The organism is Yersinia sp. 1252 StPb PI, from assembly GCF_048593885.1.
Lineage (GTDB): Bacteria > Pseudomonadota > Gammaproteobacteria > Enterobacterales > Enterobacteriaceae > Yersinia > Yersinia enterocolitica_E.
The window spans coordinates 1-1,210 of sequence record NZ_JAZGQE010000385.1; the positions used below are offsets into that span (position 1 = coordinate 1).

Consider the following 1,210-nt stretch of genomic DNA (forward strand, 5'->3'; position numbering starts at 1 on the left):
CGGTAACGAAATATAAGTAAATTTTTTGCCCTACTCTAGTGAGTGGGGTACTGTCATACTTAGCGTTGTCCCTTATTGATGGCGCGATACTTATACACCAGGGTAGTTTGTAATTAGAATTCAAAAAAGTGAAGAATACACTATGACAAATGCAAATCGTCCGATAATTAATCTCGACCTCGATCTGCTTAGAACCTTTGTAGCTGTTGCTGACTTGAATACTTTTGCCTCTGCTGCCGCAGCGGTTTGTCGCACTCAGTCAGCAGTTAGCCAACAAATGCAACGGTTAGAACAGTTAGTCGGTAAGGAGTTATTTGCCCGCCATGGGCGTAACAAATTATTGACTGAACATGGTCTCCAGTTACTTGGCTATGCCAGAAAAATTTTGCGTTTCAACGATGAAGCTTGTACGTCACTTATGTACAGCAATATAGAAGGGTCACTCATTATCGGCGCATCTGATGATACTGCCGATACGTTGTTGCCTTTCTTGCTGAACCGAGTGGCGACGCTATATCCTCGGCTAGCGATAGATGTGCGGGTAAAACGCAGTCCATTTATCGCTGATATGCTGAGTAATGGCGAAGTGGACCTGGCTATTACTACAGCCAAGGTCGACACTCATCCTCATGTGATCTTAAGGACATCACCTACGCTTTGGTACTGTTCCGCCGACTATCAGTTCCAGTCCGGTGAATCGGTACCGTTAGTGGTGATGGATGAGCCAAGCCCATTTCGCGATATGGCAATAGAAAATCTGACCAGAGCCGGTATTGCATGGCGAATCGCCTATGTAGCCTCTTCACTTTCTGCCATTCGTGCGGCAGTCAGGGCAGGGCTGGGTGTGACCGCCAGGCCAATAGAGATGATGAGTCCTGATTTACGCGTACTGGGTGAAACAGAAGGGCTACCTCGGTTGCCTGAAACACATTATGCATTATGTAAAGACAATCAGTGTGGCAACGAATTGGCTTTAGCCATTTTCGATGCCATGCAGACGGGCCACCAACATGGTTTGCAGTCTGGATCGGATTTAGTGCTGGATTCTGATTATTTAATAGACGAGAACAGTTGATCGTCTAACGTGATTAAAAAATCGTAAGCCCCTTATTTTAGGGGCTTTTTTATTTATACCTTTTATAAAAAACAGTTTTCTACTACTCCAGTTTAATTTCATGCTTAAAACGTCGTTTTATTTCATTTAGCGGTA

Annotated in this window: 1 protein-coding gene; it reads left to right on the forward strand. The window is 44.3% G+C overall.

Annotated elements, in window-relative coordinates; genetic code table 11:
- Positions 1-142 precede the first annotated feature (142 nt).
- The gene (gene rovM / locus V2A85_RS23805) at positions 143-1,075 is read left to right on the forward strand and encodes a virulence transcriptional regulator RovM (protein WP_083158258.1); all 933 of its coding nucleotides are present in this window, start codon (positions 143-145) and stop codon (positions 1,073-1,075) included.
- Positions 1,076-1,210 lie beyond the last annotated feature (135 nt).